This window comes from Nocardia sp. NBC_01499, from assembly GCF_045040275.1.
Classification (GTDB): domain Bacteria; phylum Actinomycetota; class Actinomycetes; order Mycobacteriales; family Mycobacteriaceae; genus Nocardia.
Genome location: NZ_CP109426.1, coordinates 4,673,379 through 4,690,271, shown reverse-complemented (window position 1 = coordinate 4,690,271; position 16,893 = coordinate 4,673,379). Strand labels below are relative to the sequence as shown.

The 16,893-nt window shown below is 67.9% G+C and carries 15 protein-coding genes; 8 read left to right on the top strand and 7 right to left on the bottom strand.

Translation table 11 applies throughout. The features are described from left to right. Positions 1-61: 61 nt before the first annotated feature. The 4 genes from OG203_RS21360 to OG203_RS21345 form a co-directional block, all read right to left on the bottom strand. A complete protein-coding gene (locus tag OG203_RS21360; protein ID WP_405167383.1) occupies positions 62-1,426 on the bottom strand; it encodes a sensor histidine kinase in 1,365 nt (454 codons plus the stop codon). Continuing rightward, the gene (locus tag OG203_RS21355) at positions 1,423-2,133 is read right to left on the bottom strand and encodes a response regulator transcription factor (protein WP_405167382.1); all 711 of its coding nucleotides are present in this window, start codon (positions 2,131-2,133) and stop codon (positions 1,423-1,425) included. The genes OG203_RS21360 and OG203_RS21355 overlap by 4 nt, the downstream gene beginning before the upstream one ends. 49 nt (positions 2,134-2,182) lie before the next feature. Then, the gene (locus OG203_RS21350; RefSeq protein ID WP_405167381.1) at positions 2,183-2,569 is read right to left on the bottom strand and encodes a hemophore-related protein; all 387 of its coding nucleotides are present in this window, start codon (positions 2,567-2,569) and stop codon (positions 2,183-2,185) included. A 141-nt stretch (positions 2,570-2,710) separates the two neighbouring features. Continuing rightward, positions 2,711-4,738: an AMP-binding protein gene (locus OG203_RS21345; protein WP_405167380.1), complete on the bottom strand. Its 2,028-nt coding sequence runs from the start codon at positions 4,736-4,738 to the stop codon at positions 2,711-2,713. Between the two features lie 316 nt (positions 4,739-5,054). Here OG203_RS21345 and OG203_RS21340 point away from each other — a divergent pair, with 316 nt between their 5' ends. From OG203_RS21340 to OG203_RS21320, 5 genes are read left to right on the top strand one after another with little or no spacing between them, the layout of a single operon-like run. Continuing rightward, positions 5,055-8,891 carry an ATP-binding protein gene (locus tag OG203_RS21340; protein ID WP_405167379.1) on the top strand — a complete coding sequence of 1,279 codons (3,837 nt, stop codon included), beginning with the start codon at positions 5,055-5,057 and terminating at the stop codon, positions 8,889-8,891. Then, the gene (locus OG203_RS21335; protein WP_011207200.1) at positions 8,888-9,301 is read left to right on the top strand and encodes a roadblock/LC7 domain-containing protein; all 414 of its coding nucleotides are present in this window, start codon (positions 8,888-8,890) and stop codon (positions 9,299-9,301) included. The genes OG203_RS21340 and OG203_RS21335 overlap by 4 nt, the downstream gene beginning before the upstream one ends. A gap of 7 nt (positions 9,302-9,308) precedes the next feature. Beyond that, entirely contained in the window at positions 9,309-9,683 is a 375-nt protein-coding gene (locus OG203_RS21330) for a DUF742 domain-containing protein (protein WP_040731099.1), read from the top strand. Further along, a complete protein-coding gene (locus OG203_RS21325; protein WP_405167378.1) occupies positions 9,664-10,266 on the top strand; it encodes a GTP-binding protein in 603 nt (200 codons plus the stop codon). Before OG203_RS21330 ends, OG203_RS21325 begins: the two co-directional genes overlap by 20 nt. Positions 10,267-10,317: 51 nt before the next feature. Further along, positions 10,318-11,823, top strand: coding sequence for a carboxyl transferase domain-containing protein (locus OG203_RS21320; protein WP_405167377.1), 1,506 nt, complete (start codon positions 10,318-10,320; stop codon positions 11,821-11,823). A 122-nt stretch (positions 11,824-11,945) separates the two neighbouring features. Here OG203_RS21320 and OG203_RS21315 read toward each other — a convergent pair whose 3' ends face one another. Continuing rightward, positions 11,946-12,368 carry a type II toxin-antitoxin system VapC family toxin gene (locus OG203_RS21315; RefSeq protein ID WP_405167376.1) on the bottom strand — a complete coding sequence of 141 codons (423 nt, stop codon included), beginning with the start codon at positions 12,366-12,368 and terminating at the stop codon, positions 11,946-11,948. Then, complete coding sequence (locus OG203_RS21310) at positions 12,368-12,688, bottom strand: FitA-like ribbon-helix-helix domain-containing protein (protein ID WP_405167375.1); 321 nt, start codon at positions 12,686-12,688, stop codon at positions 12,368-12,370. The genes OG203_RS21315 and OG203_RS21310 overlap by 1 nt, the downstream gene beginning before the upstream one ends. A 280-nt stretch (positions 12,689-12,968) precedes the next feature. Here OG203_RS21310 and OG203_RS21305 point away from each other — a divergent pair, with 280 nt between their 5' ends. Then, the gene (locus OG203_RS21305) at positions 12,969-13,826 is read left to right on the top strand and encodes an aldo/keto reductase (RefSeq protein ID WP_405167374.1); all 858 of its coding nucleotides are present in this window, start codon (positions 12,969-12,971) and stop codon (positions 13,824-13,826) included. Here the strand turns inward: OG203_RS21305 and OG203_RS21300 are convergent. Beyond that, the gene (locus tag OG203_RS21300; RefSeq protein ID WP_405167373.1) at positions 13,823-14,926 is read right to left on the bottom strand and encodes an NAD(P)-binding domain-containing protein; all 1,104 of its coding nucleotides are present in this window, start codon (positions 14,924-14,926) and stop codon (positions 13,823-13,825) included. The two genes, OG203_RS21305 and OG203_RS21300, sit on opposite strands and share 4 nt — an antisense overlap. Positions 14,927-15,016: 90 nt before the next feature. On the opposite strand from OG203_RS21300, the gene OG203_RS21295 reads away from it, so the two are divergent. After that, entirely contained in the window at positions 15,017-15,745 is a 729-nt protein-coding gene (locus OG203_RS21295) for an enoyl-CoA hydratase (RefSeq protein ID WP_405167372.1), read from the top strand. Beyond that, complete coding sequence (locus OG203_RS21290; protein WP_405167371.1) at positions 15,745-16,887, top strand: MBL fold metallo-hydrolase; 1,143 nt, start codon at positions 15,745-15,747, stop codon at positions 16,885-16,887. Before OG203_RS21295 ends, OG203_RS21290 begins: the two co-directional genes overlap by 1 nt. Positions 16,888-16,893: the final 6 nt, after the last annotated feature.

The window sequence follows — 16,893 nt, the reverse complement described above, 5'->3', positions numbered from 1 at the left end:
AGAACCCGCACATGACCCGCCCGCTGGCGTTTCCATGAGAGTTCGCTAAGGACCCAGGCGATCAGGGGGCGGGGAGGTCGAGGACCAGGCGGATGCCGCCCAGCGTGCCATCGTCGAAATAGGCTTGGCCGCCGTGTAATTGGGCCTGCTGGGCGACCAGGGCCAGACCGAGACCGGAGCCGCCCTTGCTGGCCTGGCTGCCGCGGAAGAAGCGGTCGAAGACGGCGCGTCGCTCGTCCGGCGGGATGCCGCGGCCGTTGTCGTCGACACTGATGACGATGTGGCCATTCGGTGCTCGGTGCGCCGAGACGAGCGCTTCGGTGGCGCGGCCGTGCTTGACCGAGTTGGCCAGCGCGTTGTCCACCGCGAGCCGCAGACCAGCGGGCAGACCGCGGGTGACCAGCTCGGTATCGCTGTCGATGCGGACCTTCAACCCGGGGAAATGCCGCATCGCGTCGTGCGCGGCCTGGTCACACAGGTCGCCGACATCGGTGGCGACGTGGTCGCGTTCGTTGGTGAGATCGCCGGTGGCGAGCCGCTCCAGCGCGGCGAGCGTTGTTTCCACGCGGCCCTGGCTGCGTTGCAGGTCGGCCAGGATTTCCGCGCGCTGCGCCTCGTCCAGGTCGAGGGTGCGCAACACCTCGAGATCGGTGCGCATGGCGGTGAGCGGTGTGCGCAGCTCGTGCGCGGACACGGCGGCGAAATCGCGCGCGGTCTCCAGCGCGGCCGCCGTCTCCGACTGCGCCTGATCCACCCGCTGCAGCATCGTATTCACCGCATCCGCGAGCTTTTCCGCCTCGCGGACGCCCGACCCGTCCACCGGCGTCTGCGGGTTGCGCGGATCGGGCAGGCCGCTGCGCGCGTCGACCTGACGGGTCAGCCGCACGATCGGACGCACCGCGCGCCCGGCGAGCAGCCAGCCGAGTGCCGCGGCGGCGGCGATGGCGAACAACGCGCCGCCGAGCACCCAGCGCTGCTGCTCGGCGGTCGCCGCGGCCGAGGAGGCGGCGGGCAGGCCCATCGAAACCACCCGGCCGGCAGGCTGATGCTCGGTCGTCGAGCGGATCCGATAGGGGGTGCCGCCGACCGGGACCGTCCGCGAACCCGGTGCCAGATCGGGCAATTGGGTCGGGGTGCTCGCGATGACGTTGCCGTCGTCGCGAACGGTGACGGCGATATCGTTGGTCAGCCCGGGCACCAGGCTGATGAACCGGACCACGATGACCGGCTCGATCAGCACGATGCGCGCGGCGACCGCGAGCTGCTGATCGGATTGCCGCACATTGTTGCGCTCGATCGCGTGGATGCTGACCACGCTGATCACCGAGACGATCACGATCGCGCCGGCGGCCGCCGCGGCCGCGACCCTGGTGCGTAGCGAAAAAGCCTGGCGCCGACGTTTTTTCGGCTCGCCAGCCGCTGTCATTTGGGGGCTCGCAGCACGAACCCGACCCCGCGGATCGTGTGCAACAACCTGGGCGCGCCAGCCACCTCCAGCTTGCGCCGCAGATAGCCGACGAAGACGTCGACCACATTGGTGTCGGCCGCGAAGTCGTAGCCCCACACCAGTTCCAGCAGCCGTTCCCGGCTCAGCACCACGCCGACATTGCGCGCCAGCGTGGACAGCAGCTCGAATTCCCGCTTGGTGAGCTCGATTTCGTTGCCGTGCAGCATCGCGCGATAGCCGGCGATATCGACCTCGAGCGGGCCGACGGTGATCGCGCCCGGCGTTGTCGGCGACTGGGTATCGGTTCGCCTGCGCAGCAGCGCTTTGATCCGCGCGACGAGTTCGGCGAGCACGAACGGCTTGACCAGATAGTCGTCGGCCCCGGATTCCAGCCCGGAGATGCGGTCGTCCACCGAGGCCCGCGCGCTGAGCACGCAGATCGGCACCTCGTTGCCCATCGCGCGCAACGCGGTCACCACGCCCGCGCCGTCGAGCACCGGCATGTTCATATCGAGCACGATCGCGTCCGGCGCGTGCTCGTTCACGCTGCGCAGCGCCTGCGCCCCGTCCCTGGCGACCAGCACGTGGAAGCCGGACAGCCGCAGCCCACGCTCGACCGAGGCGAGCACGTCCTCGTCGTCATCGACGACGAGGACGGTCGGGGTCGTTGGTGTCACGTCAGTCATTGTGCCGTCACGGAACGGTCCAGCCGGTCAGGCAGGGCACCCGCGCCCGTCAGTAGTTGTGGCAAGTGTCGGCGACGGTTTGGATGGTGCCGCGCAGTTGGGCGAAGCGCGGGTCGTTCTGGGCCTGCTGGACCGCGTCCGGGTTCTGGTCGATGGCCCGCTGGAGTTCGGCGCGGCGCTGCTCGACCGGCTGATCGAACTTGCGCTGCAGCTCGGCCTTCTGCGTCGGGTTCGCGTCGAGCATCTTGGCCAGCTGCGGCGCCTTGTCGTGCAGCGCGGCGTCGACCTGGGCGAACGAACAGTCCGAGTTCAGCAGCGGACCGGCCAGTTCCATCGGACCCGCGGACGCGATCGCCGGGCTGAGCAGCACGGCAACGGTGGCCAGCCCGCCCGCGGCGAGTGCGGCGACGGCGGGACGGCCAACGGAACGCTTCATGGTGTGACTCCAGTTCGTCGAGGGTTACTGCCTAGCGCCCTCGACGCTATGCGGCCGCACTGGCACCCGTGTGAACGTTCCCTAAGGAATCTCTGAGCACGTACCAATCCCTAAGCGGGAAGAACGATTTCGCGCGGAAGGTTACGCGGGCGAGCCCACGTCGGGTGTCACAACAGGCTCGTCCCGCGCAGGCCGGGCGGCATGGATCTGTTCTTCTAGTGCCTCGAGCACCGCGGGATCCTCGATGGTGGACGGCACCTCGTACGGCTCACCGGAGGTGATCTGCCGAATGGTCTTCCGCAGGATCTTGCCGGACCTGGTCTTCGGTAGCGCGGTCACGATGACGGCGTCGTGCAGCGTGGCGATCGCGCCGATCTGCGCGCGCACCCGCTCGATCAGCTCGTCGCGCAGCTGCCCTGGATCGACCTCGACCCCCGACTTGAGCACCACATACGCCAGCGGCCGGTGCCCCTTGAGCTCGTCGGGCAGTCCGATCACCGCGCACTCGGCGACCGCCTCGTGGCCCGCGATGGCCGCCTCGATACTGCCCGCCGACAGCCGGTGCCCGGCCATATTGATCACATCGTCGCTGCGGCCGAGCACGTACAGGTAGCCGTCCTCGTCGAAATAGCCGGAGTCGCCGGTGAGGTAGTGGCCGGGGTAGGCGGACAGGTACGAACGCTTGTAGCGCTCGTCGTCGTTCCACAGTCCGGTGAGCGTGCCGGGCGGCAGCGGCAGCCCGATCACGATGTTGCCCTCGATATTCGGCGCCACCGGGTTGCCCTCGGAATCGAGCACGCGCAGCCGGAAGCCGGGCACCGGCACCGACGACGAACCCGCCTTGATCGGAAGCTGTTGCAGGCCAAGTAGATTCGCGCAGATCGGCCAGCCGGTCTCGGTCTGCCACCAGTGGTCGACGACGGGGCAGTCCGTTCGATCGGCGAGCAGGACTTCGTCGGCCCAGGCGTAGGTCGCGGGATCTAGTCGTTCGCCCGCGCAGAACAACGCGCGCAGCGACGACAGGTCGTGGCCGTGTGCAAGCTCCGCCTCCGGATCGGCCTTGCGGATGGCGCGCAGCGCGGTCGGCGCGGTGAACAGCACGCGAACATTGTGTTCGGCGACCACCCGCCAGTAGGCGCCCGCGTCCGGCGTGCCGATCGGCTTGCCCTCGTACAGCAGCGTGGTCGCGCCGACCAGCAGCGGCGCGTAGACGATGTAGGAGTGTCCGACGACCCAGCCGACATCGGAGGCCGTCCACATCACCTGGCCGGGGCCGATGTCGTAGATGTTGCGCATGGACCAGGCGAGGGCAACCGCGTGTCCGCCGTTGTCCCGTACTACCCCTTTGGGTTTCCCGGTGGTGCCCGAGGTGTAGAGGATGTAGAGCGGATCGGTCGCGGCGACCGGTACCGGCTCGGCAAGTGGCGCATCTCGGACAGCGACGTCCCAATCGAGCCATTGTGCCGCGATCGTCTGCGCGGAACTCGGCAGCGATTCGGTCGCGGCCTGCGGCGCGGGAAAGTGGATCGTCGGGAACTGCGGCCGCTGCTTCACGATCACCGTGCGCGGCGCGGTGGTCTCGGCGAGGTCCAAGGCTTGCAACACAATCGGCGGATATTCGAGCTGTTTGCCCGGTTCCAGGCCGCCCGATGCTGTGATGATCAACACCGGCTCGGCATCGTCGATGCGGGCCGCGAGCTCCGGTGCGGCGAAGCCGCCGAACACCACCGAGTGCACCGCGCCGATGCGCGCGCAGGCCAGCATGGCGATTACGGCTTCGGGGATCATCGGCAGGTAGATGATGACGCGGTCGCCGGCGACGACCCCGAGCCGACTCATCGCGCCGGCGAACCTGGCTACCTTTTCCAGCAGCTCGGCGTAGGTGAAAACGCCTCTGGTGCCGGTCATAGCGGAGTCGTATATTAAGGCGGGCTGGTCAGCTAAGCCCCCCTCCGCCGCAGAGCCACCGTGCACATGCCGGTCGAGGGCGTTGAAGGAGGTGTTGAGGCGAGCGTCGGTGAACCACCTGGCCACCGGACGTGCTGCCGTGTCGATGATTTGGGTTGGTGGCACCACCCAGTCGATCGCTTCAGCCGCCCCGGCCCAGAACTCGGCGGGGTCGACCAAGCTGGTCTGATAGACCGGTCGGTACTCGTGCCGCACGTTCAAACCCGTGACTCCCTAGCCTCGCCTCGATGCCCGCCTCGATAGATCTGGTTGATTGTGGCAGACTTCACGCGACGCCCGGGTGGGTGTTGTGACCTTTGGTTTTGCCTGGAACGGCCAGGTCAAGGATCGCATGCTTACTCGGAGTCACCCAAGAAGTTATTGATCCGTTAGAATCTGATGTCACTTATTTGGGCCGTCGTAGACGCAATTTCTCGGCCAGCCGCAGTTCTCGGCCAGCTCCGCCTGTCGAGCCAGTATGCGTGTGGAGGTTCGCTGATGGCGCGTGGTTGGGGCCAGTTTGGAAAGTGAGTGGGAGATGCGTGAGGCCGCTAGGTCCGGCAGAAGGCGCTGGGCGCTCGGCAACTGGGACCTGCGCTGGAAGGTGACGGCCGTGCTGGCCGTCCCGCTGGCCGTCGCGGTAGGCCTTGGCGTGTCCAGGATTTCATCGGAGTTCACCAATTCGGGTCGGCTCGCCGACGTCGCGGAGAACGTCCAGGCCATCCCCGCCGTCACCGCGCTCAGCGCGCAGACGGCGACGGTGGTCGGCTCGCAGATGATCGCTGTCGCGGACAACGTGTCCGTGGTGACCGATCAGAACCTCGCCGATCTCGACAAGGCGATTGCCAACGCGGAGAAGGCCGCCGACAAGCTCAGTGGTGTGTCCGGCGCCCGTGCGTCGCTGGACAGCATGCTCACCCAGGCAAAAGCCGTTCGCCAGCAAGGCAAGGCGGTGAGCACCGGATCGACCGCCGACGCCATCGGCCTGATCGACCGGGTGCGCAACGACAGCGTGCGGATCGTCGAGACGACGGTCGGCCAGGTCAGCGACTCCGCCGTCGACACGGCCAAGCTGCGCCTCGTCGACTCGCTCAACACCCGTGCCACGTTGGTCGGCGAGGTCGCCGCCTTCCCCGCCGTGTTGAAGGATCCCAAGGCCGGTACGCCGGGCTTCCTCACCGCGGCCAACACCGAGCGCTCGCTGCTCGGCGTGCTCGCACACCGGTTCTCCGACGGCGATACCTCTATCGCCGATCTGCGCGCTGGCATCGATACCCGAGTCGCGCTGCTCAGCAGCACCCAGGCGCAGGCCGGTCAGATTCCGGTCGGTGACCTGAAGAAGTCGTTGACCGACAGCCTCGCGGTGTACGAGCTCGTGGTGAGCAAGGCGACCAAGGACATCGACGGCGCGATGAACTCGCTGGTGTCCACCGCCCAGCGCGACGCGTGGACCTACACCGCGGTCGTCGTCGCCACCATCCTCGCCGCGCTGCTGCTCGCCGTGTTCGTCGCGCGCTCGATGATCGTGCCGCTGCACCGGCTGCGCCTCGCGGCGCTGCGGGTCGCGGAAAGCGATCTGCCACACGAGGTCTCCCAGCTCCGCAACGGCGCCTCGCCGGAAGAGGTTCCGCTGGAGCCGATGCCGGTACGCAGCACCGAGGAGATCGGCCAGCTGGCCCGTGCCGTCGACGACATTCACGGCCAGGCGCTGCGCCTGGCGAGCGACCAGGCGCAGATGCGTTCGCAGGTCAACGACATGTTCGAGACGCTGGCCAGGCGATCCAAGTCGCTGGTCGACCATCAACTCAGCCTGATCGAGGCGATGGAGTACGACGAGAAGGATCCACGCCTGCTGGAAAACCTTTTCCGGCTGGACCATCTCGCCGCCCGTATGCGCCGAAACGGCGACAACCTGCTCATCCTCGCCGGTACCAGGCAGCGCCGCGCCAAGTCCGCCCCGGTCGAGATCGCCGACGTGCTGCGCGCCGCGATCTCCGAGGTCGAGGACTACGAGCGAGTGAAACTGGGTGCCACGCCGCGTGGTTCGCTGGTCGAGCCCGCCGCCTCCGATATGGCGCACCTGTTCGCCGAGCTGTTGGACAACGCGCTGCGTGCCTCCCCACCGGAGACCGACGTGAAGTTCACCTTCGCGCAGGCACACGACCAGGGCATGCTCATCGAGGTGGCCGACCGCGGCATCGGTATGCCGCCGTCGGAGATGGCCGATATCAACCGGCGGTTGGAACAGACCGCCGAGCCGGGGCCCGATACCGCCCGGCACATGGGTCTTTTCGTGGTCGGCAGGCTGGCCGAGCGGCACGGTCTCACCGTGCGGCTGCGCCCGACCTTCGACACCGCGCGTGATCCGGGTGTCACGGTGACCGTGCACGTTCCCGGCGCGCTGATCGTCGCGGGCAAGCCGATCACGGCGCAGCCCGTCACCCCGTCCCCGCAGACGCCTGAGCGGCCGCGGCCGTCCGGCCCGTCGTCGATGCAGATGCGGGCGATCACCAGGACCCCCGGCGGCAACGTCATGGTCACCGTCGATCCAGGGGTGAGCGGACCGATCCCGGTCAGCAATCCGAATGCCTCGCCGAGCGGCCCGATTCCGGCCGGTGGCGGGCTGCCGCAGCGGCAGCCTGGCAATTCGATGGCGTCCGGGCTGCAATCGAACGCGTCGGGTCCGACGCTGCGACCCGCACCTGGTCAGCAGTCGAGCGGACCGCAGCGCGGCAAGCTCGCTGCGGCGAACCTACCCAAGCGCAACCTCGCCCCCGGCGGTCCGCCGCCGCGTCAGCCCGGTGGTCCGGCCGAGCCGACCGTGACGGGTCTGCCGCCACGGGACGCGAATTCGGGCGAGCTGCCCAAGCGTCAGCCCGGCAGCAACGGGGTACCCCAGCCGAGCATCAGCGGGCTCGCTCAGCCGCCGAGCGGCCTGCCGCAGCGTCAGCGTGGCGAGAACGGTCTGCCGCAACGGGATTCCGCTGCGCCGGGTGGTCTGCCGCAGCGTGATCCGAGCGCGGGTGGACTGCCGCAGCGCGACAGCGGCTCGGGTGGGCTGCCGCCGCGACAGACCGGGCCCAATGGTCTGCCGCAGCGCGAGGGCTTGCCGCAGCGTGATCCGAACGCGGGTGGCCTGCCGCAGCGTGATCCGAACGCGGGTGGCCTGCCGCAGCGTGATCCGAACGCGGGTGGCCTGCCGCAGCGTGATCCGAACGCGGGTGGCCTGCCGCAGCGTGACCCGAGTGCCAGTGGTCTGCCGCAGCGCGATCCCAGTGCGGGTGATCTGCCGCAACGAGATCCGAGTGCCGGTGGCTTGCCGCAGCGTGACCCCAGCGCGGGCGGTCTGCCGCAACGAGACGCGACCGCGGGTGGCCTGCCACGGCGTCACCGTGGCGAGAACGGTCTGCCGCAACGGGATTCCGCGTCCGGTGGTCTGCCGCAACGAGATCCGAGTGCCGGTGGTCTGCCGCAGCGCGATCCCAACGTGGGTGGCTTGCCGCAGCGTGACCCGAGTGCCGGTGGTCTGCCGCAGCGCGATCCCAGCGTGGGCGGCTTGCCGCAGCGTGACCCGAGTGCTGGTGGTCTACCGCAGCGAGATTCGAGCTCGACCGGCCTGCCGCAGCGGGATTCCGCGTCCGGCGGCCTGCCCCAGCGTGATCCCAGCGTGGGTGGTCTGCCGCAGCGGGATTCGAGTCTGCCGCAGCGTGATCCGAGCGCGGGTGGTCTGCCGCAGCGGCACGCCGCCGCGAGCGCGCCGCCGCGTGAGGCGACACCGACCGGACTGCCGCAGCGCCAGCCAGGCACCCAGGTGCCGCCGAATCTGCCGCAACGCGAGCCGGGCGACTCGCCGGGACTTGGTCTGTCGCAACGAGGTCGGGGTACGCTGCCCGGCATCGACGAGCAGCCGCAGGACGCGGAAGCCGCAGGAGGCGACCCAGGCAGGCACAGTTACCGGGCCAACCCGAGCAGGACGGCCTCGTTCTTCCAGACCAGACTCCAGCCCGCGGTCGAAACCGGCGACTCGGTAATGGGCGGGACACCGATTTTCGCGGAAATGATGTCGGCGTGGCTGTCAGACCCGAATATGGACAGGTCCACCGTGGCCGCCTCCTTCGAATCACCCGGTGATGAAGGTTGGCAGGCGGCCCGCGCGGCCAGCGAGGCGCAATCCGAAACAAGGACGGCGGCCGGGTTGCCGCAACGCAATCCGGGCGGAAGGCTGGTCCCGGGCGCCGTCAACGGTGCGGTGGATCGGGCACCGAGCCGTGATCCAGAAACGATCAGGTCCAGCCTGAGTCGCCATCAGCAGGGCGTCCGGGATGGCCGCGCAATGAGAGCAATGAACTTAACCGGAGATAAAGGAGACCGATGAACCCCGATCTAGGTGGTACGAATCGTCAGCTGGATTGGCTGGTTTCGAACTTCGCCAACGAGGTTCCTGGCGTAGCCCATGCCGTCCTGGTCTCGGCTGACGGCCTACTCATGGCCGCGAGCGCTCAGCTGCCCGTCGACCGCGCCGAGCAGCTCTCGGCCGTCACCGCCGGACTGGCCAGCCTCTCGGTCGGCGTCTCGAACCTGTTCGAGGGCGGCACCGTGCTGCAGTCCGTCGTCGAGATGGAGCACGGCTACCTGCTACTCATGGCCGTCGGCGACGGCTCGTACCTTGCCGTGTTGACCAATACGTCGTGCGACATCGGTCAGGTCGGTTACGAGATGGCGTTGTTGGTCGAGCGGGTTGGCCAGACAGTTCAGGCCACGCCACGCGTCACGATGGGTTCCTGATGGTGGGATGGACATAGAAGATCACCGCTTGGGGAGCGCCGAGCCCAGTCTCGTTCGCCCATACTCGTTGACCGCAGGCCGAACGAGGCCCGCGGTCGAGTTGGCGTTGGAGGCGCTCGTCGCATCGCATCCGGTCGCCCTGGAGCGGCAGTTCGAACTGACCAACATCGAGACGTCAATCGTGGAGTTGTGCAGAGAATCGCCGTCCGTTGCCGAGGTAGCAGCTCGATTGGGTATCCCCATCGGGGTGGCTCGCGTGCTGGTTGCCGACCTGATCGAGGCCGGGCATGTACGCGTTTCGGCGACTTTGAAAGACGATTCCAGCGACGATGAACGTCGCGAGCTGATCGAAAGGGTTCTCAGTGGACTCCGGCGTATTTGATTCGACGGCGCAGGTCGACACCCGCACCAGCAAGCCAACGTCGGCGAAGATCGTTGTCGCGGGTGGCTTCGGTGTCGGTAAGACCACGATGGTGGGTGCTGTCTCGGAGATCGTTCCGCTGCGCACCGAGGCATTGGTGACCAATGCCAGTACCGGAATCGACAATTTGACGGGCATTCCGATGAAGTCGACCACCACGGTGGCGATGGACTTCGGCCGGATCAGCCTCGCCGACGATCTGGTGCTGTACCTCTTCGGTACGCCGGGCCAGTACCGATTCTGGTTCATGTGGGACGACCTGATCCGCGGTGCCATCGGCGCCGTGGTGCTCGTCGACACCCGCAGGCTGGAGGACAGCTTCGCGGCCGTCGACTACTTCGAAGCGCGCGGCCTACCATTCCTGGTGGCGCTCAACGAATTCGACGACGCGCCGCGGTACCCGATCGAGGACATCCGGCAGGCCCTCGCGGTGCCAGCGGACGTGCCGATCATGTCCATCGACGCGCGGCGTCGCGAGCCGGCCAAGCAGGCCTTGGTCGCGCTCACCGAGTACGCGCTGCGCAAGGTGATGCAGGGCTACTGAGTGCTCGCGCGGCGTCCCATCCGCCGGATACCGAGCGGATAGTCTGCCTCTGTGAGGATTTCGGCGCGCGAGCTGCTCGGTGAACTGCTCGACACCGGCTCGTATATCAGCTGGGACCGGCCACCGATCACGGTGGCCGCGACCCCGCGGTATCGCGAGGCGTTGCGTAAGGCTGCGGTCGCGGCGGGCACCGATGAGTCGGTGCTCACCGGCGAGGGGCTGCTGCGTGGCCGTCGGGTGGCCGTAATCGCCTGTGAGTTCGGGTTTTTGGCTGGCTCGGTCGGCGTCGCCGCGGCGGAACGGATCGTCTCGGCGGTCGAGCGCGCCACCGATCTCGGGCTGCCCCTTGTCGTCTCGCCGACCTCCGGTGGCACTCGCATGCAGGAGGGCACCGTCGCCTTCGTGCAGATGGTGAAGATCGCCGGTGCCGTCGCCGCGCACAAGGCCGAGAGTCATCCCTATCTCGTTTACCTGCGCAACCCCACCATGGGTGGTGTCTTCGCGTCGTGGGGTTCCTTGGGGCACATGACATTTGCCGAACCCGGCGCGCTGATCGGATTCCTCGGGCCCCGCGTTTACCAGGCCCTGTACGGACAGCCCTTCCCGGAGGGCGTGCAGACCGCCGAAAACCTTTATCGCCGCGGCGTTATCGACGGCGTCGTCACCATCTCCCTCTTCCGCCGCATCGCCCATCGCGCGCTCAGCGTGTTCAGCGGCGTTCCTACGCCGGGATCGACTGTGCGCGAACAGGTTCCGCTCAGTGACCAGGAGCCGTCGGCGGAGGCCGTCTCGGCGTGGGAATCCGTCGTGATCTCGCGGCGGCCGGACCGGCCCGGCATTCGCGACCTGCTACGTCATGTGACGCAACGGGTTCCGCTGAGCGGCACCGGACAGGGCGAGTCCGACCGGACCGTGGTGCACGCGCTCGCGCGCTTGCGCGGCCAGCCGTGCGTGGTGTTCGGACATGACCGATTCGGGCAGCAGGACGGGTACTCCATGGGGCCCGCCGCGCTACGGGAAGCACGGCGCAGCATGGCGCTTGCTGAAGAGTTGCGGCTGCCCCTCGTCCTGGTCATCGACACGGCGGGCGCTGCCCTGTCGAAGGAGGCCGAGGAGCGCGGATTGGCCCCCGAAATCGCCCGCTGCATCGCGGATTTGGTGACATTGGACACGCCGACCATCTCGGTGCTGCTCGGCCAGGGCACCGGCGGCGGCGCGCTGGCCCTGCTGCCCGCCGACCGCGTGCTGGCCGCCACCCATGGCTGGCTGGCCCCGCTGCCGCCCGAAGGCGCGAGTGCCATCGTCTACCGCGACACCGAGCATGCCCCGGAACTGGCTCAGTCCCAACGCATTCGCGCCGCCGACTTACTCGTCGACGGCGTGGTCGACCGCATCGTGCCCGAATACCCCGACGCCGCCGCCGAACCGGTTGACTTCGCCCGCCGCATGGTCGCCACCATCGCCGACGAACTCGCCCGGCTACGCCAGCGCCCCGACGCCGAACTGCGTGCGCTGCGCACGCAGCGCTACCGCAGGCTCGGCCTGTCAGACGGCTAAGGATCGTGCCGAACGGCGCTACGTCGCGATCGACTCGCGATACCGCCCGAACGCACGCTTCGGCGTGTACTCCGAACGCAGCAGGCCGAATTCAGATCTCTGCCGGAGATGAGGTCTACCGGTCAGTGCTCGGTGCCGGTGGACGGATCGAATACGCGCACACCACGTCCGGCGAAATCTTTCACGTTCTGCGTCACCAGCACGGCGTCATGAGCCAGGGCGATGGCGGCTATCTGTGCGTCGGTCAATTCACCAGCGGTTGGTTTCGGCCGTTTCACCATCAGATGGGCGTAGCAGAACGCGGCCGAGTAGTCGAAGGTGAGGATGCGATCGGCCTGAACCAGCGGCGCGAACACAGCGTCAGCCGCAGCCATCAGCGCGTCACGTTTGCGTCCCTCCGTCATTGGATAGACGCCCTTCGCCACTTCCATGACTGTGATGGATGTCGTGTAGAAGTCGGTGACAGTGGCCAGCCATGCGGCGACGACCGGATTTTTCTCCGGAACCATCGCTGCCGAAATAACATTTGTGTCGAGTATCAGCACTACTTCGCCGAATCCTCGTGCCGCGAAACGATTTCCGGCACATCCCCGTCGAGTGCTTCTCGTAATTGTGCCAGTCGTCCCAGCAGAGCCGCGCCCGAGAGCGGGTTGACCACTGATGCCGGATTGGCGTCATCCTCGGCAGCGTGGGTGAGGATGGCGCGAACCTCCGCTTCCATGGACCGGCCGTTACGGTTGGCGCGGCGCTGAATGGACGCTTTGGTCGCCGGGTCCAGGTTGCGCACGTTGAGGTTTGTTGGGACGGCCTTGCGGACCACCTTGGTGGCCTTCGCCTTGGTCTTGGGGGTCTTGGTAGTCGCCATGCCCTCAATGATAGCGTGATGCCCTCAGTTTGCACCCATAGCAGTGTTCCCGGTGTCACCGCCGGTGGCTCGGTGAGCCGCGACATCGGCGCGGCCGCGGGCGCTTTCGACTTGGTGGCCGATCTCGGTGTTCAGTGCGGCTTGCCGAGTCGCTTAGCAAGCCTTAACGAGTCACGACCGTCACGGTCGGTCGGCGAGAAAGTGCAGGTCGGGCGGTAAACCGGGGGCCAACACGCCAAGGGTCAGCGTTGACGGCTCGCCGCCACACTTCTACCGTCGCATGGTGACCTTCAGAAGCGAGACCTCCGCCATCCCCTCGATCGTGCTGAACGACGGCAACCTGATCCCGCAACTGGGCTTCGGTGTTTTCCAGGTGCCCGATGACGATGTGTACTCGGTCGTCACCGCCGCGCTCGAGGTCGGCTACCGCAGCATCGACACCGCCGCGGTCTACGGCAACGAGGAAGGCACCGGCCGCGCGATCCGCGAATTCGGCCTGCCGCGCGACGAAATCTATGTCACCACCAAGCTGTGGAACTCCGAGCAGGGCTTCGATTCGACGCTGCGCGCGTTCGACACCAGCATGAAGAAGCTCGGCCTGGATTACCTCGACCTGTACCTGATCCACTGGCCGGTGGCCGCGGCCGATCGGTACGTCGACACCTTCCGCGCCTTCCAGGCGCTGAAGTCACAGGGCCGGATCAAGTCGATCGGCGTATCGAACTTCACCACCGCCCACCTCGAGCGCCTCATCGGCGAGACCGGCGAAACCCCGGTGGTGAACCAGATCGAGCTACATCCGCGGCTGGCCCAGCGCGAACTGCGCGACTTCCACGCCGGTCACGCCATCGCCACCGAGGCGTGGAGCCCGCTCGGCCAGGGCACTCTGCTCGACGATCAGACCATCGCCTCGATCGCCGCCGCGGTCGGGCGCACCCCGGCCCAGGTGATCATCCGCTGGCATCTGCAGCTCGGCAATATCGTCATCCCGAAGTCGGTCACCCCGTCGCGCATCGCGGAGAACTTCGACGTCTTCAGCTTCGAACTCACCCACGATCAGATGGACGCGATCAACGCGCTGGACAGCGGCGCCCGCATCGGCTTCGACCCCGACACGATGACCTCGGGCCTGAACTAACCGAGGCCGAGGTATTCGGTCAGCTCGACGGCCGCCGCCCGCCCGGCGCGGTTCGCGCCGATCGTGCTCGCGGACGGTCCGTAACCGATCAGATGAACGCGCGGATCGGCCGCCACCTGGGTGGCGAGCCGTCCGGTCATGGTGATGCCGCCGCCGGGCCCGCGTAGTCGCAGCGGCGCCAAATGGTCGAGCGCGCTGCGGAATCCGGTGGCCCACAGGATCACCTCCGCGTGCTGGAACGCGCCGTCCGCCCAGCGCACCCCGTCCGGTTCGATGTGGTCGAACATCGGCAGCCGGTGCAGTGCGCCGCGTGCTTTGGCGGCGCGGAGGCGGTCGTCGAGCCGCAACCCGGTCACCGAGACCACCGACCCGGGCGGCAGCCCACGGCGCACCCGGTCCTCCACCTTGGCGACCGCCGCGCGGCCGTCCTCCTGGCCGAACGACGCGTCGCGGAAGATCGGTTCGGTCCGTGTCACCCAGGTGGTCGAGGTGACCTGGGAGATCTCGTCGAGCAACTGCACCGCCGAGATACCGCCGCCGACCACCACCACGTGCTTACCGGCGAACTCGGCCGCAGTGCGGTAGTCGTGGGTGTGCAGCTGCCGTCCGGCGAAGGTCTCCGCGCCGCGATAGCGCGGGATGAAGGGGTGTTCCCAGGTGCCGGTCCCGTTGATCAGGCCGCGCACCCGGATGGTGCCCGCCGAATCGGTCTCGGCATTGAGGATCGGCCCGTGTTCGGCCGGGCTACCATCCTCGGTCCGGTCGCACACCACGGTGACCGACACCTGCCGGTGCACCCGCAGGTCGAAGCGCTTTTCGTAGAGCTCGTAGTAGTGCGGCACCGCGGTCGCCGCCGGTGCGGACTCGGATCCGGACGGCAATGTCTCCGCGAACGACATGCCCGGGAGGTCATGCACCCGGTTGACCGTGCTCAGGGTCAGCGACGGCCAGCGGAACTGCCAGGCACCGCCCGGTCCCGGTGCATGGTCCACGATGAGAAAGTCCTGCTCGGGGCGCAGCCCGAGGCGCTGCAGGTGATAACCGGCTGACAGCCCTGCCTGACCAGCGCCGATCACCAGGAGGTCGAAGTCTGTCGGCACAGCCGATGATCGTATCGGCTTCAACGGTCTGTGCCCTCGGCTGTGGCAAAGTGAATGTAACTAGACGGATCGTTCAGTTGTGGAGGTCGCATGCTCGGAGTTAGCCGAGACGGTGACGTAGTGACCATCGAACTTCAGCGTGAGGAACGGCGCAACGCGCTCAACCTCGAACTCATCACGCTGCTGCGCGAAGCCGTCCTCGCCGCCGTCGCCGATGACGCGCGGGTGATCGTGATCACCGGGCGCGGCCCGATCTTCAGCGCGGGCGCGGATCTGTCCGGCGTCTATTCCGACGAGTTCCTCGGCGGCCTGCTGGAGATGCTGCACACCGTGGAGTCCGTCCCGGTGCCGGTGATCTCGGCCATCAACGGTGGCGCGCTCGGCGCGGGCGTGCAGCTTGCCCTCGCCTCCGATCTGCGGGTCATCGGGCAGGACGCCTACATCGCGATTCCCGCGGCCAAGCTCGGCATCTCGGTCGACCGGTGGACGATGCGCAGGCTGGTCTCGCTGATCGGCGGCGGCCCGGCCAGGACCATCCTGCTCGGTGCGGAGTCGGTGACCGCGGCCGACGCCTACACCTTCGGCTTCGCCAACCGGATCGGTTCGCTGGCCGACGCGCAGTCATGGGCCAAGCAGATCGCCCAGCTCGCGCCGCTGTCGCTGCGGCACATGAAGCTGGTGCTCAACGACGACGGCACCCGCGAGCCGGACAGCGCGCAGCAGCGCGCCGCCCTCGAGGCGGCGTGGGCCAGCGCCGACGCGCAGGAGGGCCGACAGGCCAGACTCGAGAAGCGCGCCGCGAAGTTTGTGGGGCGATGATGAACATTCGAAGCATCGCCGGTACCGCGGCGGGCGCGCTCGGGCTCACCTGGGTGGTCCGCGCGGCGTGGGGCATCCCGTCCGCGATGGGCGCCTCGATCTCCGCCATCCAGCCGTACGCGGCCGGTGCGACCACCTACCGCGACCGGCAGTTCCACAACACCGAGCCGAGCAGTCAGCTCGCGGCGGGATCGGCGCCTTCCCTGCTGATCTCGGCGCTGACCAAACGCAACGTCGGACGCCCGACCGGGGTGATCCCGCTGCAGACTCCGCAGCTGCCCGAGGTCGCGGCCGAGCTGGCCGTCACCTGGTTCGGACACGCCACCGCGCTGATCGAGATCGACGGATATCGAGTGCTCACCGATCCGGTCTGGAGCGAACGGGTTTCGCCGTCCGCGCTGGTCGGCCCGAGCCGGATGCATCCGGTGCCGACGCCGCTGGCCGAGCTGCCCGCGCTGGACGCGGTGATCATCTCGCACGACCACTACGACCATCTGGACAAGGACACCGTCCGCGAGCTGGTGCTGCGCCAGACCGCGCCGTTCCTTGTCCCGGTCGGCATCGGCGCGCACCTGCGGCACTGGGGTGTGCCCGAGTATCGGATCATCGAATTGGATTGGGGCGGTTCGGTTTCGCTGTCCTCGCTTGGCCGGGCGCACGACGGCTCCGATCTGGTGCTCACCTGTACCGAGGCGCGGCACTTCTCCGGCCGTGGCCTGGTCCGCAACACCACGCTGTGGGCGTCCTGGTCGATCGTCGGCCCGACCAAGCGGGCGTACTTCGGCGGCGACACCGGATACACCAAGGCGTTCGCGGAAGCCGGTGCGGCCGTTGGCCCGTTCGATCTGACGCTGCTGCCGATCGGCGCCTACGACGAGCGCTGGCGCGACGTGCACATGAACCCGGAGGAGGCGGTCCGCGCGCACGCCGATCTGTGCGCGGGCGACCCAGGCCACGGCCTGCTGGTGCCGATCCACTGGGCGACTTTCAATCTGGCCTTCCACGGTTGGTCGGAGCCGGTGCGGCGGATGGTGACGGCGGCCGAGGCGGCGGGCACGGCGATCGCGGTGCCGATGCCCGGCCAGCGGGTCGACCCAGGTAGTGCACCACCACGGGATTCGTGGTGGGAAGATGTGGGTTGACGACAT